This window comes from Pseudochelatococcus lubricantis, from assembly GCF_011762225.1.
In the GTDB taxonomy this organism is placed as follows: Bacteria; Pseudomonadota; Alphaproteobacteria; order Rhizobiales; family Beijerinckiaceae; genus Pseudochelatococcus; species Pseudochelatococcus lubricantis.
Map to the genome: position 1 here is coordinate 139,759 of NZ_JAASQI010000006.1, position 22,858 is coordinate 162,616.

The following is a 22,858-nucleotide window of genomic DNA, read 5'->3' on the forward strand; positions in this document are numbered from 1 at the left end:
GAGGCTGCTATGAAAGATTTCTGGCGCCGGTATTCGAGCAACCGTGGCGGGGTCGTGGGTGCCTTGCTGCTCGTTCTGGTGGTGGCGCTCGCCATCGCCGCGCCATTGCTGTTCCCGGGGAGCCCGTGGAAGATGGTGCAGCGGCCCTTCCTGCCGCCCTTCGAGAACAGCGCACTCCTGCTCGGCACCGATACCGTGGGGCGGAATGTCGCTGCCGGGCTGGCGCACGGCGCGCGGGTTTCGCTGCTGGTCGGCCTGGTCTCCACTTTCGCGGCGCTGTTGATCGGCATCCCCGTCGGCGCGCTGGCCGGCTATTTCGGTGGCTGGGTCGACGATGTGCTGATGCGCATCACGGAGTTCTTCCAGACCGTGCCGAGCTTTGCGCTGGCCATCGTGATCGTGGCAATCTTCCAGCCTTCGGTCGTGTCGATCACGCTGGCCATCGCCGTCGTATCCTGGCCGCCGGTGGCGCGTCTGGTGCGGGGCGAGGTGATGTCGCTGCGCCGGCGCGAATACGTCGAGGCCGCTATCCTTCAGGGGCTGTCCGCCCGCTCGATCATCCTGGGGCAGGTGCTGCCGAATGCGGTCTCGCCCATCATCGTGATGGCCTCGCTGATGGTGGCGAGCGCGATCCTGCTGGAAAGCTCGCTGTCGTTCCTGGGCCTGGGCGATCCGAACATGATGTCCTGGGGATACATGATCGGCGCCGCGCGCACCGTGATCCGCAATGCCTGGTGGCTTTCCGTCTTCCCGGGTGTGGCCATCGTCATCACCGTGCTGGCGCTGAACCTCATTGGCGAGAGCCTGAACGACGCCCTGAATCCGCGCCTGTCGCGCCGCCGGTCGTGAGGAGATCAGGATGGAACCGACTCTCAGCATCGAACGTCTGACGATCGACCTGCCCGAAGGCGCGGACCGGCCCCACGCCATCCGCGATGTATCGCTCGCGCTCTATCCCGGCCGCACGTTGTGCATCGTCGGCGAATCCGGCTCGGGCAAGTCCATGTCGGCCAATGCCGTCATGGGGCTTCTGCCCCGTGGCGTGACCGTGGGCGCAGGCCGCATCCTGTTTCAGGGCCGCGACATCACCGGCCTGACCGAGGCGCAGTTTCAGGCGCTTCGCGGCGCCGGCATCGCCATGATCTTTCAGGAGCCGATGACGGCGCTCAATCCGCTGATGCGGATCGGCGCCCAGATCGCCGAGGTGTTCGAGGCGCATGGCCAGCTCACGCCTTCCGCGCGCGGGGAGCGTGCTCTTCAACTGCTGCGGGAGGTCGGCATTCCCGATCCTGAGCGCGCGCAGCACGCCTATCCTTTCCAGCTCTCCGGCGGGCAGCGTCAGCGCGTGGTGATCGCGATGGCCCTGGCGCTGGAGCCGAAGGTTCTGATCGCGGACGAACCCACCACGGCGCTGGACGTGACGACGCAGGCGCAGATCCTGAAGCTGATCAAGGAACTGCAGGTACGGCACGGGATGGCCGTGATGTTCGTGACGCACGACTTCGGCGTGGTCGCCGAAATCGCCGACGATGTGGCGGTGATCGAACTGGGCGAGCTGGTGGAGCAGGGGCCGGCTTCTAAGGTGCTGGTCAACCCCGATCATCCGTATACGCGGCGCCTGATCGACGCGATTCCGAAGGTCGAGTTTCACCCCTCTGGCACGCGGGAGGTGCCGCTGCTGCGCGTGCGCAATCTTGTCAAGGCGTTTCATATCGGGGAGCGCGTGGTCAAGGCCAGCGACGACGTGTCCATCGACGTGATGCGCGGCGAGACTCTGGGCATCGTTGGCGAATCCGGCTCGGGTAAATCGACGCTCGGTCGCGCCATCGTGCAGTTGATGCAGCCCGACAGCGGCACCATCGAAATGGACGGGAAGGACATCTCGCACCTGCGCGGCGCGGCGCTGAAGGCGCACCGCAAACGCATCCAGATGATCTTTCAGGATCCCTACGCCTCGCTGAACCCCCGCGCGCGCATCGGCCGCATCCTGACGGAAGGCCAGATGGCCCACGGTGTGAAGCGTGAGGCCGCCCAGGCCCGCGCGCGCGAACTGCTGAAGCTGGTGGGGCTCAGGGAAAGCGCGATGGACCGCTTCCCCCACGAGTTCTCCGGCGGGCAGAGGCAGCGCATCGGCATTGCCCGTGCGCTGGCGCTCGAACCCGAGGTCGTCGTTGCCGACGAGGCCGTGTCGGCGCTGGACGTGTCGGTGCAGGCCCAGGTTCTTGATCTGCTTGAGGATCTCAAGCAGAGGCTGGGGCTGACCATGATCTTCATCACCCACGATCTGCGCGTCGCGGGCAAGATTTGCGACCGTATCGTCGTGATGCAAAAGGGCAGGATCGTCGAGATCGGACGGGTCGAGCAGGTCTTTCTCTCTCCACGCGCGGAATATACCCGCAACCTGCTGGAGGCCGCACCCGGGCTGGAGCTGGAGGGGCTTGCATGATCGATCTCACCGAACGGCTCGCGGAGCCGTATCCCGTTCTGGACACGGATATCGCGCCGCGCCCGCACGCCGGAATCGCTGCGCCGGCGCAGCAAATGAACGGAACCTTTTTGGCAGAGCACGGCGTGGGCCTGTCCAGGCTGGCGCCCGTGGCGCGCCACAAGGATCCGGCGGCGCTCGATGTGATGCGCGCCATCAAGGCCGCGTCGGACCCGAAAGGCATCCTCAATCCGGGCAAGACGTTGTCCGCAATCCCGACGGAGGCAGGGGAATGAAGGCCGTTTTTGATGAACGCCAGCGGCAGCACGATCCTCAGTTCAGACTGCAGGACGGCAAGGTTATCGTGAACCCGGATCGTCCCGAGCGTGTGGGCGAACTGTTGAAGGGGGTCGGGAAAGCCGGCCTCGTGCTGACGGAAGCTGCCGATCACGGCATGGCACCGCTGGCGGCCCTGCATACGCCGCGTTATCTGGACTATCTGCGGAACATTCACGCGCGCCGCTCGGCCCTGGCCGCGGGACTGGCCGAAGTCGTGCCCGGCCGCATCGCGCCCGATCGGAATGTGCATTACTCCTACGAGACAGAGGCGCAGATCGGCTATCACAATGCGGACACCTCGTGCCCCATATCGGCCGCGAGCTGGGACGCGATCTACTGGTCGGCCCAGACCGCGCTCACCGGCGCCGATCTGGTCCTCGCCGGGGAGCGGGCAGCCTACGCCCTGTCACGCCCCTCGGGCCACCACGCCTATCGCGAGGTCTCCGGCGGGTTCTGCTTTCTCAACAACTCGGGAATAGCGGCGGAATACCTGCGTTCGAAAGGCCACCGGCCGGCCATTCTTGACATCGACGTGCACCACGGCAACGGCACGCAGGGCATCTTCTACGATCGTGACGATGTGCTGACGATCTCGCTGCACGCCGATCCCGCCGAGTTCTATCCCTTCTATTCGGGCGGCGCGCAGGAATGCGGCGCGGGGCGCGGCGTCGGTTACAACCTCAACCTGCCGCTGGCGCGCGGGGCGGGGGACGAGGCGTATCTGGCGGCGCTGGACCGGGCGCTCGGCCAGATCGCGGCTTTCGGTGCGTCGGCCGTGGTCGTGGCGCTCGGCCTGGACGCGCATGAGGACGATCCGTTCCAGGGGCTGAAGGTCACCGCCGCGGGTTTCTCGCGCATCGCGCGGCGGATCGCGGGCCTCGGCCTCCCGGTCCTGAACGTGCAGGAGGGCGGCTACATGCAGCCCGCGCTCGGGGACAATCTGGCGAGCTATCTGGGCGGCCTGCAAGGCGCCTGATCCCGCGCGCCGTCGCGGGAACCGCTGCGGCCCCGGCGGGCCGCCGATATGAGGCGCCTGCCGTGTATATGGTAATAATTATTTATTATCAAATGCATAGCAGGAACCTGTTTATCTTCAAGGGTCGTTGTCGGTTCAATCCGATCCATTCCGGCCCCGATATCAAGAGGCGTTCATGACAATTTCGGCAGAGACCCGTGTCGACCTGATGCGGTTTTGGAGCACGATCGAGCGCTCGGCGCAGATCGGCGTCGGCCGGCCGGGCGGTTTGTCGCGGCTGACGCTGGGAGATGCCGACCGCGACGTGCGCAACCAGTTCGTCGCCTGGTGCCGCGAGGCGGGCCTCGGCGTCGAGATCGACACGATGGGCAATATTTTCGGACGCCGCGCCGGGCAGGACGACACCTTGCCGCCGGTCATGATCGGCAGCCATCTCGATACCCAGATCAACGGGGGCCGCTTTGACGGAATTGCCGGTGTTCTGGCCGGGCTGGAGGTGGTCCGCACGCTCAACGACGCCGGGCATACGACCCGCCGGCCCATCGCGATCGTGGACTGGACGAACGAGGAAGGAGCGCGGTTTTCGCCGCCGATGGTGGCCTCGGGCTGTTTCGTCGGCCGCTATGAAACGGCGTGGTGCCACGACCTGATCGCCGACGACGGCGCGCGCTTCGGGGACGAACTGGAGCGGATCGGCTACAAGGGCGACATTCCCTGCAAGGCGGGCGAGATCGACGCCTATTTCGAGCTGCACATCGAACAGGGGCCCATCCTCGATGCCGAGGGGCGCGAGGTCGGCGTGGTGACGGGCGGCTATCCCAGCTATGGCATGCGCGTGCGTTTCACGGGCGAAACGGCGCACACCGGGCCGACGCCGATGGATTTGCGCCATAACGCGCTGATTGCCGGGGCGCGGTTTCTGACGGCTGTGGACGACATCGGCTGGGAATTCGCCATCCTTGACGGCAAGGCCACCGGATCGCGCCTTGCCGCCTGGCCCAACAAGCCGGGAACGCTGTCCGAAACCGCGGAATGTGTGGCTGACGTGCGCCATCCCGATCCGGCAACCGCCCGCGTCATGGCGGAGAAGATGCGCCGGGCGGCGAGCGAGGCCGCGGCGAAGGCCGGCTGCGCGCTCCAGGTGGAGGACGAATGGTTCTGGGGCGGCGATATCTTCGATCCCGAACTGATCGGCCTGATTCGCAGCGAGGCCGTGCGCCAGAACTGCAATTGGCGCGACATCCAGTCCCAGGCCGGGCACGACGCCTATCATCTGGCGATGCACTGCCCCTCCGCGATGATCTTTACGCCCTGCAAGAACGGCATTACCCATAACAACAAGGAAGACTGCGACCCGGAGTCTTTCCGCGCCGGCCTGAACATGCTGTTGCACGCCGTCGTGAACAGGGCGGATCGTTGATGCGGTTGTACGATCATCACGCTGTCGAGGAGCGTCTGGACTGGCGGGGCCTGATCGAGACCCTGCGCGACGGTTTCGCCGGCGCCTCCGTCGAGGCGCCCGCACGTCAGGTCCTCACCATCGGGCAACCCGACGGTCAGCAGGTCTCGCTGCTGATCATGCCCGCATGGCAAGCCGGTCGTGCGATCGGGGTCAAGGTTGTCACTTTCTTCCCCGGCAACGCGGCGGCGGGCAAGGCGACCATCAACGCAGGCTATCTGATGTTCGACGGAGCGGACGGCCGCTTCGTTTCCGCCATGGACGGCGATGCGCTGACGGCGCGGCGGACGGCGGCTGCCTCGGCGCTGGCGGCGGACTATCTGGCGCGGAAAGATGCGCGCACGCTTCTGGTGATCGGCACCGGCCAGCTCGCCGCGGCGGTGGCGCAAGCCCACGCGACCGTGCGCGACTACAGCCGCATCATGATCTGGGGCCGCAGCCCGGAAAAAGCCGCCGCCGTCGCCGATTCGCTCGCGGAGCAGGGATTGCCGGCAAGGTTGTGCGCCGATATCGAGGCCGGCTGCCGCGCGGCTGATGTCGTCAGCTCGGTAACGGCCTCTACCCGGGCCTTCATCCGCGGCGAATGGCTGGCCGAAGGCAGCCATCTCGATCTGGTCGGCGGCTTCAAGGCGGACATGAGGGAGGCTGACGACCTCGCGCTCGTTCAGGCGCGGGTCTATGTCGACGGGCGCGCGGGCGCTGTCCTGTCGGGGGACCTGTCCCAACCCATCGCCGCGGGGGTGTTTCACGAATCGCGGATCGCGGGCGACCTGACCGAGCTTGTGCAGGGCCGCGTTACCGGGCGCGAAAGCGTCGCGGAACGCACGCTCTTCAAATCCGTCGGCCTCTCACAGGAGGATCTGCTGGCCGGCATGCAGGTGGCTGGGCTGTAGAACGTCCGCTTTCCGTCCCGGCGCGTTCTCCGTTCCGGCGTCCGGCCGGCTACGTCATGTCGGGGTAAAGCTTCAGTAGCTCGTCGAGCAGCACGACGAAGTTCCGCTCCGGCACTGTCAGCTGGTCCGGGCCGCTGTAGACCAGAAACACGTCGGCACCCAACGAATGGTCGGCAAGCCGCAGAGGCCACAGGTGGCCTGCCTCGACCTCGTCCGCGACCGCAACCACGGGCAGGATGCCGATTCCGAGCCCGGCAATGATCATTCGCCTGATTTCCTGAAGGTTGTGGCTGGAGCCGCTGATGCGCCGTCCCAGCCCCAGCCCGTCCCGCAGCATGATCATCGGCTCAAGCCCCATCCCCTCGCTCGCGCAACTGAAGGTCACGAAGGGCTCCTGCGCCAGTTCTCGCGTATCGACCTGCTCGCGCCCGAAAAGCCGATGCTCGGCGCCGCAGAAGACGCCGAATTCCTCGCGGAACAGGTGGCGGCATTCGAGGTTGATCATCGGCTTGGTCAGCAGGCAGATGCCGATTCCGGCCTTGTCCTGGGTGATCTGGCGCACAGTTTCCAGCGAGTTCCGCACGTCGATGCGCCAGACGATCGAGGGGTAGCGATGATGATAGAGCCGCAGTGCCTCGTCGAACAGCGGCGAGTGCAGGCCGCTGATGATGCTCAGCCGCAACTCGCCGAATTCCTCGTCGTTGCGGTCCTCCGCCAATAGCGAGATGCGATCCACGCCGCGCAGAATCTCGGCGCATTCCTGATAGATTCTCTCGCCGCGCAGGGTCAGCGCGAAATGCCGGCTGCCGCGAAACACGAGCTGGCAACCCAGTTGCTCCTCAAGCTTCTGCAGCGCCAGGCTGACTGAAGGCTGGCTCATCTGCAGCCGCTTGGCCGCGCGCGTTATGCCGCTCTCCTCCGCGATCACGCAGAAGATGCGCAACAAATTCCAGTTCAGCTCCGCCGTCGCCGGCCGTGACGACATATCGGCCCCTGTCGAAATATCCGCAGTGGGGAGAGGATGCATCCGTTTCGTCGATAAGCAATACCTATTCGCAGCCCAAAACGTGCGGGAAAGCCCGCCATAGGCAACGCCCGCAGCCCCTGTCAGCCGGCACTGCGGGAGCAGGGGGCGAGGTGCCCGCGAAACGGGCTCCGTTCACGGGAAACTCCGTCGCCGCCGTTGCGGCCACGGCCCGTCCGGGGGCTGCGCCTGCGCGGTGATCTGTTTCAACGTCTCGCCCGCCTTGAGACGGCGAAGAATATCGGTCTCGTCGCGTTGCATCTGCAGCGCGGTGTCAGCCAGTTGTCCGGCTTGCGCGGGATCGAGCACGACGACGCCGCTTTCGTCGGCCAGGATGATGTCGCCTTTGCCGACCCTGACGCCGCCGCAGGTGATGAGGCCGCCGACCTCGCCCGACAGGCGCCGGTTGCGTGTCGTGATCGGGGAGCGTCCGCGGCACCAGACCGGCAGGCCAAGCGCCAGCAGCGCGGCCCTGTCGGTGACGAAGCCGTCCACGACCACGCCGGCAACGCGGCGTTCATGGGCCGCCTGTGCCATCACCGCGCCGAAGCAGGCATGACGCAGGTCGCCGCAGCGGTCCACGACGATCACCTCGCCGGGCGCGGCAATGGACAGCGCCTCTATCAGCGCGGAATCGTCCTCGCCGGGAACGCGCACGGTCAGCGCGGGGCCGAAAATGCGCCGGCTTGGAAACAGCGCCTGAATCGACGGCGCCATGAAGCCGTGCTGCAAAAAATGCCCGAGAGTGGCAGTCTCTACATTCGACAAGTCCGGAATCATGGCGGACGTCTCGCTGCTGTTAGCCGGATAACGGCCCTGCTTCAGCGGGCAGCCGTGACAATGAACTCGACGCGGTATCCGGGCGCCGCGAGCCGCGCCTCGCCGCATGCGCGGGCGGGCGGGTTCTGCGGATCGATCCAGGCGTCATAGACGGCGTTCATGCTCTCGAAATCGGCGATGTCCGCCAGCCAGACGATGACCTGAAGAATGCGGGATTTATCGCTGCCGGCTTCGACAAGCAGGGCCTCGACGCTTGCGAGCGCCTGCCGGGTCTGCTCGGCAACCGTGTCGCCCGGCTCGCCGACCTGGCCGGCCAGCCAGACCGTGTCTCCGTGAATCACCGCCTCGCTCATGCGCGGGCCCGGGTGCAGCCTCTTTATCGTCATCGTCCTGCTCATCGTTGTTGATTCTGGCAGAAGGCAGTTTAGGTCCAACCTCCGGCTCCAGCCAGCATTAAGAAAACGGATAGTGTGATTTGAAGGATAGGCCAGGGCTATGGACCTGCCAGTCTCCGGAGATGGCCATGCCCGATGCATGACTGCGGAAATCTTGCGCTACGCCGTAGCGGGCTGGAGCTATCGCGCATCGCCGCTTCCTTTTCGGGACGTGCGGGAACCAGAAGGAAATCCCGCACGTGTGATGTCGAAGGCCGGGGCCGTTGGTATAAGCTCCCGGGCGGTTTCAGAGATCGACGTCGTTCTCTGGCGTTTGCCCGGCGATTTCCTCAGCAGCGCGCTTGAGGATATCGGCGATGCGCTTCTGTTCTGCATCCGATGCGCCGATCCTTGCCGCGATCGCCGCCTTGAGCGCGCGGCGTGCCGCATTCAGCTCGGGCACGGCGTCCGGAATGTCGCGATCGCCGCGCATGCCGGGGCCTTCCGGCCGCTCGCCGCCGAACCAGGCGCGGGCTTCGGCGATCCGCGCGCCGATCCGTTTCAGATGAGCGACGAGGGCGGTGACCGCCTCGCGGTTCTCTTCGAGATGGGCTCGGCCGGCGTCGGTGATCGCATAGACCTTCTTGTTGCCCTCCGTCGTCGCTGCCGCCTGGCCCGCCTCGTCGAGAAAGGTCAGGGTGGGGTAGACGACGCCCGGGCTCGGCGTGTAGGCGCCGCTCGTCAGCTCCTCGATCGCCCGGATGATGTCGTAGCCGTGGCGCGGCTGCTGCTCAAGCAGGGACAGCACGATCAGGCGGAGATCGCCGTCGCCGACCATGCGGCCGACGCGGAACGGATCGTCACCGCGCCCGCCGCGCGGGCCGCGGCCGAACGGGCCGAAGCCGCCCCTGCCGCCGTGCGGGCCCATGAATGCGAAGAAGCCGCCGCCGCAAGGGCGTTGGTGTTGTTCGGAATGATGAAAATGACCCATAGTGGCCTCCAGTGTTCTTACGATATATCGTAAGTAGCAAACTGGGGTATCGGTTTCAAGATATATCTTACGTTATATCTTGTGAAGGAGGCGAGCGGAGTTGGCGGCAGCGGATGTTGCGAGGGTGGAGGTTCCATCCCGATCCGTGCCGTCCGTATTCCTCCCGACATCGTCACGCGGCCTGCGTGCCGGCGGCAAGTAGTCGATGGCGTCTACCGCGTATTGTTTTCTTATGTAATCGATTGTAAAAATTATATATTATTCTTATAATAATTAAAATATGCATTGAATACTTTGTTAAATTATGTGTTGTTTGTGCACTATTTGATACCTGTTTACGATGATAGATTTCGCGCGGAATCACATTGGAGAAGGTGCAGATGCGCAATTTATCGGGATCGACGCCGATCTTGCGGGCAGGCGGGCGACTGCTGATCACTGCGAGTTTGCTGGCGATAGCCTCTCATGCCGCTGCGCAGCGGGCGAGCGGAGCGCAGTCCAACGGCGAGACGGCGGTTCTCGAGACCATCGTCGTGGAGGAGGCGAAGGAAACCGCCGCCGGGCCTGTGAACGGGTATATCGCTCGCCGCTCGGCCACCGCCACCAAGACCGATACGCCTCTCATCGAGACGCCGCGCTCCCTCAGCGTCATCCCCCGCCAGCAGATCGTCGATCAGGGTGCGCAGAGCGTCTCGCAGGCCCTGCGCTATTCCGCCGGCGTCGTCTCCGAAACGCGCCCCACCAACGGCCGCTACGACAGCGTGTTCCTGCGCGGTTTCGGCGGCGGCGGCACGCAGGCCGCCTACATCAACTATCTCGACGGGCTGAAGCTGCAGCGCGGCATCTCCTACGCCATTCCCTCCGTCGAGGTCTACGGGCTGGAGCGCATCGAAATCCTGCGCGGGCCGGCCTCTGTGCTCTTCGGGCAGGTCAGCCCCGGCGGCATCGTCAATCAGGTCAGCAAGCGGCCGCAGTCAACACCGCACGGCGAAATCCAGTTGCAGGGCGGCACGTGGAACAAATTGCAGGGCGCCTTCGACATCGGCGGGCCGGTCGATCCCGACAAGAAGCTGCTTTATCGCATCGTCGGGCTCGGCCGGGCGGCGGATACGCAGGTCGACCACACGCGGGAAGAGCGCATCTACATCGCACCCTCGCTGACCTGGCAGCCGACGGCGGCGACCTCGTTCACCATCCTGTCGAGCTATCAGCGCGATCCGGAAACGGGGTTCTACGGCGGCCTGCCGGCTTCCGGCACGCGGCTGCCCAACCCGAACGGCAGAATTCCGACCTCGTTTTTTCCTGGCGATCCGGTTTTCGAGGGGTTCAGCCGCGACACCGCCCAGATCGGCTATGCATTCTCGCACCGCTTCAACGATACGTGGACCGTGCGCCAGAACGCGCGCTTCCAGCATATCGAGTCCAAGTTCAAGACATTGGCCGCGGCAGGCATCGCGGGTGACCTGCGCACCATTGTCCGCCGGCCGGGATACTCGCGCGAGCGTATGAACGGCTTTGTCGTCGATAACCAGGTCGAGGCGCGTTTCGAGACCGGTGCGCTGAGCCACACGGCGCTGGTCGGCCTCGACTATCAATACAGCTGGGCCAACCGCTCGCTCAATTCCGGCGGAACCGCCCCGTCTATCGATTTCACACGTCCCGTTTACTTCCAGCCGTTTACAGCGCCGGGGATTGCCTATACCGACCGCGAGCAGAACTTTGCAGGCCTCTACGCGCAGGATCAGATCAGGCTCGGCAAATGGGCGTTTCTGCTCGGCGTCCGGCAGGACTGGGTGGAGACGCGCCAGAACGCGCAGGCGAGCCCCGGCAGTTCCGTCTTCAGGCGCACGAAGGAGACCGACGATGCCTTCAGCGGCAATGCCGGCGTCGTCTATCTGTTTGATAACGGCCTTGCCCCCTATGCGAGTTTCTCGACCTCGTTCGAGCCCGTCAGCGGCACGGATTACTATGGCAATACCTTCGATCCCTCCGAAGGCGAGCAATACGAAATCGGCCTGAAATACCAGCCGGCCGGTTTCAACAGCTCCGTTCAGGTCTCGGCCTTCAACCTGACGCAGACCAACGTGCTGACGAGCGATCCTGTCAATGCCAACTTCAGTGTGCAGACCGGCGAAATCCGCTCGCGGGGCGTCGAGGTGGAGGCGCGTGTCAACCTGCTCGACGGGCTCGACGTGATCGGCGCCTATACTTTCATCGACGCCAAGGTCACCAAGGACAACAACGTCAATACGCTGGGGCGCACGCCGGTGGGCGTGCCCAGGCACACGGCCTCGCTGTGGGGGCATTACACCTTCTCGGAAGGCGCGCTGCGCGGGCTGTCGCTCGGCGCGGGCGTGCGCTATGTCGGCGTGACGCCCGGCGACAGCACGGGGTGGTTTACCGTGGCCGGTTTCCCGCCCGTGCGCGCCACCGTGCCCGCCTATACGCTTGTCGATGCTGTGCTGTCTTACGACCTCGGTGCGCGGTTCGGGGAACTGAAGGGCTTCAACGTCGCAGTTAACGCCAACAACCTGTTCGACAAGGAATATGTGTCGGGCTGCTATGCCGTGAACAACGGTTGCGTCTACGGCCCCCGCCGCACCATCACCGGCACGCTCTCCTACCGCTGGTAGAGTCACACCGTGCGGTGCTTGAGCAAAACCCGCGCGAGCGGCCGGAGGCCGGGAGCGCCGGCATCCGGCGGCGCGTCTCCTCACGGGGCGGAGCCGAGCACCGGGCGGGGCTTCGACAATATGTAACGCCCGATATGCATCATGGGAGAAAAACATGAAACGATGGCTTCAAATCACCCCCATTCTCGCGGCCATGGCCGGTGCCGCGGTCCCGGGTGGGGCGATCCTCTGGGCGCCGCATTCTTCCGCCGCGGCTTCCGAAACAGTGGCGGGGGCGGCTGTGAAGACACAAGAGATCCTGCGTCAGCCCGTCGCGTCCGACGTGGTGGAACTGGAATACGGCGCCGGGCAAAACGCGGTCTTCGTCGCCGCCCCCGACTGGAAGGAAGAGGCCGGATCCCGGGTACTGCGGCTCAACCCTGAAACCCTCGCCACAGAGGCGGAGATTGCGCTGACGTCCAAGGGCTTCGGCGTGGCGCTGGATTCCGGAGCCGGCCGCCTCTACCTGACGCAGCCGTTCAATGGCGCCATCGCGGTCGTGGATGCCAACCGAAACGCGCTGGAAACCCGCATTCCGCTGGTGGACAAGGCCAATCTGGAGAATCTGTACCGGGAGCGAGGCGCTTCCCCGAAGCAACTTGCATACGCGGCCGAGCAACTGAAAAAATACAAGATCGTCGAGGACTATCCCTACAGGTTGCGCGAGCTTGCGGTCGACCGCCACAACGGACGCCTCTTCGTGCCGGGCCTGGGTTTCGGCATCGACAGCGTCCTGTTCGTGGTCGACACGAAGGCGCAGAAGCTGGAAAAAACCATTCCCGGCTTCGGCTTCAACGCCGTCGGCATCGCGCTGGACGAGAAGAACAACCGCGTCTTCGTCTCCAACATGCAGGGCCAGTTGATCGTTGTCGACACCCAGAAGCTTGAGGTGATCGGAAAATACGAGATCAAGGCCGACCAGTTGCTCAATCTCGTCTACGATCCCGGGACGAACCGCCTGTTCGGTGTCGATCAGGGGATCGATCGTGACCAGGTACGCAACATGCAGCTCGGTGTGGAATACAAGCGCCGCAGCGCCGGAGACAGGCTCTTCGCGCTGGATCCCGACACCGGCAAGACGCTCGCCCACGTGCCCGCCGGCCCGGACCCGATCAGCCTGCGTCTGGATGCCGGGCGGAAGCGTCTCTACGTGACCAACCGCGGCGGCGTGCGTGTCGATGAAGGCAAGGGCACCTTGGGCGTTTACGACGCCAACACCTATGCGCTGTTGCAGACGATTGATCTGCCGCCGCATCCCAACAGCCTCACGCTGGGCGAGAACGGCGACATCCTCTACGTTACGGTCAAGAACGACGGCGATGGCAAGAAAGCGGGCAAGCAGGAAAGCGTGGTGCGGATCGACCTGAGGTGAGTGGGTCGAAGCGGCGCGACCCCGTCAATGCGGCGGTTGTCGAGCGACGGGGTCGCCGTCCGGCGCCGGTCGGTCGTCGCCGGTTTTCTTCTGTTCCCGCGTCCAGGAGGACAGTACCAGCTTGATGAATGCCTGCCCCTCGGGCACCAGATGGCATCTTCCCTTGTCCAGCGCCCATTCCCCGACGAGGCCCGAGACGGCGGCGTTCAGCGTCACGGCAGCTGTCTGGGGGGACCAGGGAGGCGGCAGGCCGACGTCACGCTCGACGAGCTGGAAAATCTGGGCGAAGTGCTTGACCATCTCCTCGCGGAACGTCGAACCGCCTTCTTCTGCGTTGTCTGCCATGACGATATCGAGGCGCATGATGCCGCGGATCATCCCCTGCTGGCGAGGGTCCGTCTGCAGCCGCTCGAACATCTCCGCGATAAGGTCGCCAAGTTTCGCGAGGGAGGCGGCATCGGGGCTCTCCGAAAGGGTCTGCGCGAGCTTCCGGAAAGGCTCCTGAGCCCTGTCCCGAAGGGCGGTGAGCAGCCCCTGCTTGTTCCTGAAGTGCCAGTGGACGGCGCCGCGCGTCACGCCGGCCGCCGCAGCTATTTCCTCAAGGCTGACCTTATCGAATCCCTTATCTAGGAATAAGCTCTCAGCGGCCTGGAGGATCTGACGTCCCGTCTCGGCCGCCTGCTCTTTTGTTCGTCTCATCACCTTGCCTTTATCGTCTGTTTATTCCGGCATACGGTACGTTTCTTATTATTGCAATAACCCTCACTAGTTGACGGTACTCCCGGCCACGATAGTGTTGAACTCGGCACCCCTGCGCCTGTTGTCGACTGCCGGCGCGCAGAACTTGTGATTTTCCTTGCCGGGCTTGCCGTGACCGGCCTTGGAGATCCGTGGAAGGCCCGTGGAGCCTCCGACCCGCGCCGAGCCCGTTTTATGGCAATGATCTGCTTCATGCTTTCCTCCCGCTCGCCGAGTTGATCCGGCAATCATGACGCCTGTTCCGCGTCCTCATGCGCCGGGTGAGCCGCAGGGTTTCTGTCTAAACGTATTTACAAACGTAACGATTGTATATATAAATCGCGGAGAATGTCAGTCGAGGAACCTTCATGCGTAGATCCTTCCGCGGACTCGTGGCCGCCTGTTGCCTTATCGTGCTCGCCGCGCCAGCGCTGGCCCAGATGCCGGGCGGGGGAGGGCCGCCGGCGGTCGGCGTCGTGACGGTTCAGGAGACGGAACTGACCGAGACGACGGAGTTCAACGGCCGCATTGAGGCCACCGACCGGGTCAATCTCGTTGCCCGCGTCTCCGCTTTTCTTGAGGAGCAGTTGTTCGTCGAGGGCGCCGACGTGAAGAGTGGCGATCTTCTCTTCCGGCTGGAGCGACCGCCCTACGAGGCCGATATCGAGGCGAAAGAGGCGGCTGTCGCGCAGGCGCAAGCGCAGCTCGATAACGCCAATACCGCCTTCGACCGCGCGGACCAGCTGCGCAAGTCGGGTTCGGGATCGCAGAGCGCGCTGGACAATGCGCTCGCGGCGCAGAGAACCGCCGCGGCGCAGCTTCGCGCCGCCCGGGCGGCGCTGCGCGTGTCGCAGATCAACCTCGACTACACCGAGATCCACTCGCCGATCGACGGCCGCATCGGCCGCGTCTCCGCGACCGTCGGCAACGTGGTGTCGCCGACCACAGGCACGCTGGCGACGGTGGTCAGCCAGGATCCGATGCATGTCACGTTCCCCGTGCCCACGCGCCAGCTCGTCGAGCTGCAGCAGAGGCACGCGGCGGAAGGCGGTGTATCCAAGGGGCTGAGGCTCCGGCTGCGCCTGCCCGACGGGCGCGCCTACCATCTGGTCGGGACGCTCGATTTTGTGGATGTGAGCGTCGCCGCCGCCACCGACTCGATCACCTTGCGTGGATCGATCGCCAATCCGGCCGATGAGAACGGCCGGCGTGAGTTGTTCAACGACGAGTTCGTGCGTGTCATCCTGGAGTCCGTCACGGCGCAGAAGGTGCTGGCGATCCCCCGCGCGGCGGTGCTGACCGATCAGCAGGGCAACTTCGTCTATGTCGTTAACGCGGAGAAGGTTGCCGAGGTGCGGCGGGTCAGGATCGGGCAGTCGAGCGCCGGCACAGCAACCGTCGTCGACGGGCTCGTCGTCGGCGACACGATTGTTGTCGAGGGTGTCCAGCGTGTGCGGCCCGGGGCGCCGGTTACGCCCGAGCCGCTTCCCGCCCAACCGGCAACGGGAGGTTGACCGCGATGATCTCCGACGTCTTCATCGACCGGCCGCGGCTTGCCATCGTCATCGCCATCGTCATCACCATCGCCGGCGCCCTGGCGCTGACCAGCCTGCCGGTGTCGCAACTGCCGGATATCGTGCCGCCGCAAGTGTCCGTGTCCGCGAACTACCCGGGCGCCTCGGCGGAAGTGCTGGAGGCTACCGTCGCACAGCCGATCGAGTCGAAGGTCATCGGCGTCGACAAGGCGCTCTATATGAAGAGCACCAGCGGCAACGACGGCACCTATACGCTGACTGTCAGCTTTGCGCTCGGTACCGACGCGGACATCAACACGGTCAACGTCAACAACCGCGTGCAGACGGCGCTCTCGCAATTGCCCGCCGGGGTTCAGGCGCTCGGCGTCACGGTGCAGAAGAAGTCGTCCTCCATCCTGCAGTTCGTCACGCTGAGCAGTCCGGACGAGCGGTACGATCCGCTGTTCATGACGAACTACGCGACCATCAACGTTCTCGACGAGCTGGCGCGCACGCAGGGCGTAGGTTCGGCTTCGCTTTTCGGCCGCATGAACTATTCGATGCGTATCTGGTTCGATATCGAGCGTCTGTCGAGCCTCGGCATGGTGCCCTCGGACGTGATCACGGCCATCGCCGCCCAGAACGTGCAGGCGCCTGTCGGCCGCATCGGCGCGCGCCCGGTTCCGGACGACCAGCAGTTCCAGTTCAACGTGCAGACGCAGGGAAGACTCAGCACGCCGGAGGAGTTCGGCGACATCGTGCTGCGTGCCAATCCGGACGGTTCCGTCCTCAAGGTTCGGGATGTGGCGCGTGTGGAACTCGGGGCGCAGAACGAGGATTCGCTGAACCGGCTCAACGGCAAGCCGTCCGTCGCCATCGGCATCTATCTGTCGCCGGGCGCCAACGCGCTGAACGTTTCCAGCGCCGTGACGGCCAAGATCGAGCAGCTTCAGACCCGCATGCCGGAGGGGCTGAAGGCGCAGATCATGTATGACTCGACCACCTTCGTCTATGACACGATCGAGGCGGTCATCCATACACTGATCGAGGCCTTCGTCCTCGTCGCCGTCGTCGTGTTCGTCTTCCTCGGCAACATTCGGGCCACGCTGATCCCGATCATCGCCGTCCCGGTCTCCATCATCGGCACTTTCGCGGTGCTGCTGGTGCTCGGCTATTCCGCCAATACCGTCTCGCTTCTGGCGCTGGTGCTCGCCATCGGCATCGTCGTCGACGACGCCATCGTGGTGGTGGAGAACGTCGAGCGCGTGATGGAGGAGGAGCCGGACCTGTCGCCTGCGGATGCCACCAAGAAGGCCATGACACAGGTGACGGCGCCGATCATCGCCATCACGCTCGTCCTGCTCTCCGTCTTCGTGCCGATCGGCTTCATTCCGGGTATCTCCGGCGAGCTGTTCCGGCAATTCGCGGTGACGATCAGCGTCGCCATGCTCATCTCGGCGCTCAACGCGCTGACGCTGTCGCCGGCCCTGTGCGCCGTGTTCCTCCGCCACACGGGAGAGAAACGCGGCATCATGGGCTGGATCAGCCGGCGCATCGACGGGGTGCGCGACGGTTATGCCTGGATCGTGCGCAAGACGCTGCGCCTTTCCGTGCTGTCTCTCGTCATCGTGGGCGTTTGCGGTTTCAGCATCTTCAGCCTGTCGCAGATTACCCCGTCCGGCTTTTTGCCGGAGGAGGATCAGGGCGCGTTCTTCATCAACGTGCAACTGCCCGACGGCGCTTCGGTCGCCCGCACCAGCGAGACGGTGCGCCAGGTCGAGGAACTGGTGGGGGCGTTGCCCCAGGTCGAGAACGTCACCTCCGTCATCGGCTTTTCGCTGCTCGACAGCTTCTCGGCCAGCAACAACGCCTTCATGATCGTCCAGCTGAAGCCGTTCGAGGACCGCACGGCGGCGACCGACAAGGTTCAGGTTATCATCGGCCAGGTGTTCGGCGGCGTGCAGCAGATCCGCTCGGCCATGATCCTGCCGTTCAACCTGCCGCCCGTCATCGGCCTGTCCACCAGCGGCGGCTTCGAGGCCATGGTGGAATCGCTGGAGGGCGCCGATCCGGCGACGATGGGCAGCATCGTGAACGCCGTCGTCGGCGCGGCCAACCAGGACCCGTCGCTGAGCCGCGTCTTCACGACCTATGCCGCGAACGCGCCCTCGCTCTATCTCGACATCGACCGCGAGAAGGCGCAGGCGCTGGGCGTCGGCATCAACGACATCTTTTCTGCCCTGCAGACGACGCTCGGCGGGTCCTACGTCAACAACTTCAACCTGTTCGGGCGCACCTGGCAGGTGAACGTGCAGGGCGAGGTCGACAACCGCCGCGACATTCCCGCCCTGTGGAACATCTTCGTCCGCAGCGCGAGTGGCGACATGGTGCCGCTGCAGGCGATCGCGGAACTGAAGACCATCGTCGGCCCTGCCGTCATCACCCGCTACAACAACTATCGTGCCGTCACCATCAACGGCTCGCCGGCGCCCGGCGTGTCGTCAGGCAACGCCATGAATGCGTTCGAGGCCGTGACGGCAAAGGTGCTGCCGGCGGGCTACGCACTCGAATGGACGGGCACGTCCTATCAGGAGCGGCAGGCGGGCGGGCAGACGGTCGTCGTCCTCGCGCTGGCGCTGCTCTTCGCCTATCTCTTCCTCGTCGCCCTCTACGAGAGCTGGACCATCCCCGTTCCGGTGCTGCTCTCGGTCGTCGTGGCCGTGCTCGGCGCGTTCGGTGCGATCGTCGGCTGGGGCCTCACCCTCGATCTATACGGCCAGATCGGCCTCGTGGTCCTGATCGCGCTGGCGGCGAAGAACGGCATCCTCATCGTCGAGTTCGCCAAGGAGCGCCGGGAGAGCGGTCTTGGCATCCGCGAGGCGGCCGAACTGGGGGCGAAACTGCGTTTCCGCGCGGTGATGATGACCTCCTTCGCCTTCATTCTCGGCCTCGTACCGCTGGTCACGGCCAACGGCGCCTCGATGCTTGCGCGCCAGAACGTCAGCTCGCCCGTGTTCATGGGCATGATCGCGGCGAGCAGCTTGGGCATCATCCTGATCCCGATGCTCTATGTCACCTTCCAGACGGTCCGCGAGAAGGTCAAGGACCTGTTCGGAAAGGGGAAACATGCCGCTTCCTCCCCGACGCACCACGGGTGAGGGAGACGACGTCCGGCCGCACGCCCCCTCATCGTTGCCGGACGTCGGCGGGGCGCGCATCGCCTGCGGTGCGCGCCCCGGAATTCTTTTCTGTATGCGGGAGGATATCCTGACCGGGAGCGCGGCCTTCAGGCGCGCGGCATGGCAGACACCCACCGCCCGTTTTCAGGAAAGCTCAAGGGACTTGCCTTGCGAAAAGGAGCCATGTATGTGGTAATAGCGGATAAATGGATAGCCCGTTTTCCGGTGATATAATGATGTATATTATTATTCTATACTGGAATGAAATATATGAGCGATATACCGGTAAATTGCCGAAACGCGGGAGATATTCAAAGTTATCTATCGCGTAACGAGGATAATAATCGCGTTTCCAGAGATAAACCATCCGGGCCGTTCGGACCATTCGGGCCGCTCGCACCGAAGAGATGGATACCTGAAGTAAAAGCAGCGGGCAGCCCGGCCCTGCTCAGTCCGGCGCTTCTTTCACAGCGCAAGGTGCGGGTCGTGGAGCATGCGCATGTGCGTATCCGTGACGGCGTCACGGTTTTTCCGGTCGGCGTGGGAAAGCCGAGGCACGACAAGCGTCTTCCCTATTATTCGGAGCGTTACGTCGCATTCCCCGGTAATCTCAATACGCTGCTTCCTTTCGCGGGCGGATCGACAGAGGCAGACATCATCGCATGCCGTCATCTGGCTGTGCGCTTCATCGCGGAAGCGCGCGCGACCGCCAAGCTGTTGCCGCATCGGCTCTTCGGCAACAAGGAGCTTGTAGCGAAAAACGTCACGCGCGATACGGAAGCGGAATTCGAGAGAATGACGCAGGAAGCGTCCGCGAAACATATCGTCAGCAATGACAGGTTCGGACATCATCTGGCGACGTTTTTCCGTGGCATGCAGTCCGGGGAGAAGAAGCATTTCCTCATCTGTTCCTGTAACCACGCCATGGCGTTCGAACTGCATCGCAAACCCGGCAACGCCGACGGTCATGACGAGTACGTCGTGCGATTTTTCGACCCCAACAGGACGGATATCAAAATTCGCTGCCAGCTCGATGATCCGGGCGGTTTCGAGTGCAATCAATATGCGTTGCGCCATTTTCTTGGTGACAGATACTATAGGGAATATTTTGGCGTCGGTGAGCGGGAGTCGATCCTGTTCGATTGCACGGATGCAGTGCCGGCTCAATCCAGGGTGGTGACGCTTGAGACGGGGGAAGAGCACGACCTTTCCGAAATACTACTCTATCATCTGCTGGTCTTCAGCGGCGATCAGGCAGCTTTTGACGTTGTCCGGCAAAGAATGGAAGCCATTCCTGACGTCATGGAGCGCCGCCGCCTGCTGAAGGCCAGGGATGCAGACGGTGTTTCGGGGCTTCATATGGCCCTGCAAGATAACCGGGCCGTGACAATAGAGGCCTTCGCGACGCTGCTGAAGGCACTGGACCTTGGATCGGACGGGCGCGATGCCTTTCTTGGCCGCCTGCTGGAGGCCAGGGATCCGGGCGGCGTTCCGGGACTCTTTCTGGCGCTGCAGACTGACGGAGCGGCGGCGATCAAGGCCTATACAATGTTGCTGAAGGTGCTCGATCTCGGGCCGGAGGCACGCATTCCGGTTCTTGGTCGCCTGCTGGAGGCCAGGCGACCGGACGACGGTACCACGGGCCTCACCATGGCATTGCAAGGTAATCGCGTTGCCGGTATCGAGGCCTACGGGAGGTTGCTGGAGCAACTCAACCTCACGGGAGACGAACGCGCGGCTCTTCTTCCCGGTCTGCTGGAGACCAGGGATGCGGACGGTGCTCCCTGGCTGTTCACGGCACTAGAAAGTAATGAGGCTGCCGGTGTCGAGGCATACGGGGCGTTGCTGAAGGCGCTCGCCCTTACGCCGGAGGAGCGGGCGGCTTTTCTTTGCGGCCTGCTGGAGGCCAGAGATGCACAGCGTGTGCCGGGCCTTTTCATAGGATTGCAGGAGAATCGGGCGGCCGCGATCGAGGCATACGGGGCGTTGCTGAAGGGGCTCGCCCTTACGCCGGAGGAGCGGACGGCTTTTCTTCGCGATGTGCTGGAAGCCAGAGATGCAGACGAGATCCCGGGCCTCTTCATGGCGGTGGCCCATAGTTGCGCCGCCGCAATCGAGGCCTATGGGAAACTGCTGAACCTGCTTTCCCCCGATCAGGCTGGCGCAATGCTGGAGACGCTGGGAAAAGGGCGCTTGCGCTCCATGGCCCTGGATCTGGCGAACAGCAACACAAAAGAGGCCTATTACAAGCTGGAGAATCAACTCACGATTCAAGCCAAGCTACTTTCCGACCAGATTGAATCAGCTGAACAGAATGCGCTCTAACTTTATATTTTACTGAAACTCTCATTCAACTCGATGCACCGGTTTGCATGAAAAACAATCTAAACCAGTGTTAAGTTCTTCGGGAAGGCAACAATGGTCTGTCTCTTCGTATTTTATGCAGCTCCGAATTTAAAAACGATGTCAATTTTCACTGAGGAATAAAATGAGAAAAGCAATTTCGAAATCGTGTTATTTTGGGAAGGCTGAAGATAACCGCTTGCGCAACGAAAGTGATGATAAGCTTCGCAAGCATGCATCGTTTGAACGCCTCTGGCAGAGCGCCCGGACACCCGATGCGGAAGCGGTGCGCAATGCCGCTGCAGACAATCCGATACTTCTCCCACAGCGCACGGTGCGGGTGGTCGAACACGCGCATGTGCGCCTTCTTGACGGTGCCAGACTTTTCCCCGCCGGTGGAGGGCAACCGGCGCATGACAAGAGCGTTCCCTATTATTCGGAGCGTTACGTCGCGACCGCCGGTAATTTTAACGGACAGGCCTATTTTAATGGCGGATCGAAGATGGCAGACTTGATCGCATGCCGTCATCTGGCTGTGCGCCTCATCGCGGAAGCGCGCGCAACCGCCAAGCTGCTGCCGCATCGGCTCTTTGGCAGCAAGGAACTTGTAGCGGAAAACGTCACGCGCGATACGGAAGCGGAATTCGAAAGAATGACGCAGGAAGCGTCTGCGAAACATATCGTCAGCAATGACAGGTTCGGACATCACCTGGCGACATTTTTCCGTGACATGCAGTCCGGGGAGAAGAAGCAATTCCTCATCTGTTCCGGCAACCACGCCATGGCCTTCGAGCTGCACAGGAAGCCGGGCAAGTCGGGCGGTCATGACGAGCACGTCGTGCGCTTTTTCGACCCCAACAGGACGGATGTCAAAATTCGCTGCCGGTTGGCCGATCCGGCCGGTTTCGAAAGCGATCAATATACGCTGCGTCATTTTATCGGCAGCGACGACTACGATCTTTACTTCGGCGCACGCGAGAAGGAGTCGATCCTGTTCGATTGCACGGACGCTGATCCGGTGCAGTCCAGGTTTGCAACGCTTGAAACGGCGTCGGAGCGCGGCGTTTCCGAAATACTGCTTCACCATCTGCTGAGTTCCGGGGGCGATCGGGCGGCTTTTGATGCTGTCCGGCAGAAAATAGCGGCGATTCCGGATGAGGCGGAGCGTCGCACTCTGCTGGAGGCCAGGAGTGCAGGCGGTGTGCCGGCGCTCTATATGCTGCTGCAGAATAACCTCGCTGCTTCGATCAAGGCCTATGGGGAGATGCTGAGCACGTTTGCCGGTGAGCCGGAAAAGCGCGCTGATTTTCTTCCCGGTTTGCTGAAAGCCAAGCGTGCAAACGGTTTGCCGGGCCTCCATATGGCGTTGCAGAATAATTGCGCTGCCGGGATCGGGGCGTTCACGGTGTTACTGGAGGGGCTCGACCTTACAGGGGAGGAACGTGCGTCTCTTCTTCCTGAGTTGTTGAAGGCCCGGGATGCACGCGGCATCCCGGGACTGTTTATGGCCTTGCACAATAATAGAGCTGCCGTGATCGAGGCTTACGGGGGGTTGCTGGAGAGACTCGCCCTCACGCCGGGGGAGCGGGCAGAATTTCTGCATGCCCTGCTGGATGCCAGGAGTGCAGACGGTTTGCCGGGCCTCCATATCGCGTTGCAGAATAATCGCGCTGCCGCGATCGAGGCTTACGGGGGGTTGCTGGAGAGACTCGCCCTCACGCCGGGGGAGCGGGCAGAATTTCTGCATGCCCTGCTGGATGCCAGGAGTGCAGACGGTTT

At 63.5% G+C, this 22,858-nt stretch carries 17 protein-coding genes; 12 read left to right on the forward strand and 5 right to left on the reverse strand.

Annotation, left to right across the window (positions count from 1 at the left end; translation table 11 throughout):
• Positions 1–9 precede the first annotated feature (9 nt).
• The 6 genes from FHS82_RS13400 (at position 10) to lhpI (ending at position 6,092) form a co-directional block, all read left to right on the forward strand.
• Complete coding sequence (locus FHS82_RS13400) at positions 10–849, forward strand: ABC transporter permease (RefSeq protein ID WP_166953660.1); 840 nt, start codon at positions 10–12, stop codon at positions 847–849.
• 10 nt (positions 850–859) lie between these two features.
• Positions 860–2,446 (forward strand): ABC transporter ATP-binding protein, encoded by a 1,587-nt coding sequence (locus FHS82_RS13405; protein ID WP_166953662.1) that lies wholly within the window; start codon positions 860–862, stop codon positions 2,444–2,446.
• Positions 2,443–2,721, forward strand: a complete 279-nt coding sequence (locus tag FHS82_RS13410) for an FAD-linked oxidase C-terminal domain-containing protein (protein WP_166953664.1) — start codon at positions 2,443–2,445, stop codon at positions 2,719–2,721. Before FHS82_RS13405 ends, FHS82_RS13410 begins: the two co-directional genes overlap by 4 nt.
• A complete protein-coding gene (locus FHS82_RS13415; protein ID WP_166953665.1) occupies positions 2,718–3,740 on the forward strand; it encodes a histone deacetylase family protein in 1,023 nt (340 codons plus the stop codon). Before FHS82_RS13410 ends, FHS82_RS13415 begins: the two co-directional genes overlap by 4 nt.
• A gap of 175 nt (positions 3,741–3,915) precedes the next feature.
• Positions 3,916–5,160, forward strand: a complete 1,245-nt coding sequence (locus FHS82_RS13420; protein WP_166953666.1) for a Zn-dependent hydrolase — start codon at positions 3,916–3,918, stop codon at positions 5,158–5,160.
• Positions 5,160–6,092, forward strand: coding sequence for a bifunctional Delta(1)-pyrroline-2-carboxylate/Delta(1)-piperideine-2-carboxylate reductase (lhpI, locus tag FHS82_RS13425; RefSeq protein ID WP_166953667.1), 933 nt, complete (start codon positions 5,160–5,162; stop codon positions 6,090–6,092). Before FHS82_RS13420 ends, lhpI begins: the two co-directional genes overlap by 1 nt.
• Positions 6,093–6,141: 49 nt before the next feature.
• On the opposite strand, the gene FHS82_RS13430 is transcribed toward lhpI, so the two are convergent.
• From FHS82_RS13430 to FHS82_RS13445, 4 genes are all read right to left on the reverse strand, one after another.
• On the reverse strand, positions 6,142–7,077 hold the full coding sequence (locus tag FHS82_RS13430) for a LysR family transcriptional regulator (protein ID WP_166953668.1): 936 nt from the start codon (positions 7,075–7,077) through the stop codon (positions 6,142–6,144).
• Between the two features lie 174 nt (positions 7,078–7,251).
• Entirely contained in the window at positions 7,252–7,833 is a 582-nt protein-coding gene (locus FHS82_RS13435) for an RraA family protein (protein WP_246225341.1), read from the reverse strand.
• A 104-nt stretch (positions 7,834–7,937) separates the two neighbouring features.
• The gene (locus FHS82_RS13440) at positions 7,938–8,282 is read right to left on the reverse strand and encodes a RidA family protein (protein WP_166953670.1); all 345 of its coding nucleotides are present in this window, start codon (positions 8,280–8,282) and stop codon (positions 7,938–7,940) included.
• Positions 8,283–8,577: 295 nt separating this feature from the next.
• Positions 8,578–9,261 carry a PadR family transcriptional regulator gene (locus tag FHS82_RS13445; RefSeq protein ID WP_208394237.1) on the reverse strand — a complete coding sequence of 228 codons (684 nt, stop codon included), beginning with the start codon at positions 9,259–9,261 and terminating at the stop codon, positions 8,578–8,580.
• A gap of 380 nt (positions 9,262–9,641) precedes the next feature.
• Here FHS82_RS13445 and FHS82_RS13450 point away from each other — a divergent pair, with 380 nt between their 5' ends.
• Together FHS82_RS13450 and FHS82_RS13455 are read left to right on the forward strand one after the other, a co-directional pair.
• Positions 9,642–11,894, forward strand: a complete 2,253-nt coding sequence (locus FHS82_RS13450; RefSeq protein ID WP_166953671.1) for a TonB-dependent siderophore receptor — start codon at positions 9,642–9,644, stop codon at positions 11,892–11,894.
• A gap of 154 nt (positions 11,895–12,048) precedes the next feature.
• Complete coding sequence (locus tag FHS82_RS13455; protein WP_208394238.1) at positions 12,049–13,305, forward strand: YncE family protein; 1,257 nt, start codon at positions 12,049–12,051, stop codon at positions 13,303–13,305.
• 24 nt (positions 13,306–13,329) lie between these two features.
• Here the strand turns inward: FHS82_RS13455 and FHS82_RS13460 are convergent, their stop codons facing one another.
• Positions 13,330–14,004, reverse strand: coding sequence for a TetR/AcrR family transcriptional regulator (locus FHS82_RS13460; RefSeq protein ID WP_166953672.1), 675 nt, complete (start codon positions 14,002–14,004; stop codon positions 13,330–13,332).
• 407 nt (positions 14,005–14,411) lie between these two features.
• Between FHS82_RS13460 and FHS82_RS13465 the strand changes: the two genes are divergently transcribed.
• The 4 genes from FHS82_RS13465 to FHS82_RS13480 form a co-directional block, all read left to right on the forward strand.
• Positions 14,412–15,557, forward strand: a complete 1,146-nt coding sequence (locus FHS82_RS13465; protein WP_166953673.1) for an efflux RND transporter periplasmic adaptor subunit — start codon at positions 14,412–14,414, stop codon at positions 15,555–15,557.
• A 5-nt stretch (positions 15,558–15,562) separates the two neighbouring features.
• Positions 15,563–18,715, forward strand: coding sequence for an efflux RND transporter permease subunit (locus tag FHS82_RS13470; protein WP_166953674.1), 3,153 nt, complete (start codon positions 15,563–15,565; stop codon positions 18,713–18,715).
• Between the two features lie 291 nt (positions 18,716–19,006).
• Complete coding sequence (locus FHS82_RS13475; protein WP_166953675.1) at positions 19,007–21,061, forward strand: ShET2/EspL2 family type III secretion system effector toxin; 2,055 nt, start codon at positions 19,007–19,009, stop codon at positions 21,059–21,061.
• Between the two features lie 163 nt (positions 21,062–21,224).
• Positions 21,225–22,858 (forward strand): ShET2/EspL2 family type III secretion system effector toxin (locus FHS82_RS13480; RefSeq protein WP_166953676.1); only part of this gene is annotated, 1,634 nt, incomplete at its 3' end.